Origin of the sequence: Clostridium tarantellae (assembly GCF_009295725.1) — a bacterium.
GTDB lineage: Bacteria > Bacillota > Clostridia > Clostridiales > Clostridiaceae > Sarcina > Sarcina tarantellae.
This window is the reverse complement of record NZ_WHJC01000675.1, coordinates 1-409: the sequence shown is the minus strand read 5'-3', so window position 1 is coordinate 409 and position 409 is coordinate 1. Positions and strand designations below refer to the sequence as shown.

Here is a 409-nt window from a genome sequence, read left to right as displayed (position 1 = left end):
GGAGGACCAAGTGATGGTGCAACTACCTTAACTGTAAATGTAGCAGCTACAGGAAAGTATAATTTAGCAGTGAAGTATATAGGAGCAGATGCTAATAGAAACTTAAAGATAGATATAAATGGAACAAGCACAGGAGAAGTTTACACTCCAACACCAACTAATGGATGGTTCATAGGAGATGCTAAGACCTTTACTGTGGCAATAAATTTAAATAGTGGAACAAACACTATTAAGTTCCATGGAGATGGAATAAACTATGGTCCAAGTCTTGGAGAAGTAACTTTAACCTTAGTATCCGGTACAGTAACACCACCAACAGAACCAGTGAATCCACCAACAGTGCCAACAGGAAGTAATCCAGTTTATAAGTATAATGCAGCAGAGGGAATGCTTTCTAATGGAGCTTTAA

At 38.1% G+C, this 409-nt stretch carries 1 protein-coding gene; it reads left to right on the top strand.

The genetic code is table 11. The features are described from left to right. Positions 1-409, top strand: a 409-nt coding sequence (locus GBZ86_RS19085) for a carbohydrate-binding protein (protein WP_479690758.1), incomplete at both ends; no start/stop codon positions are given.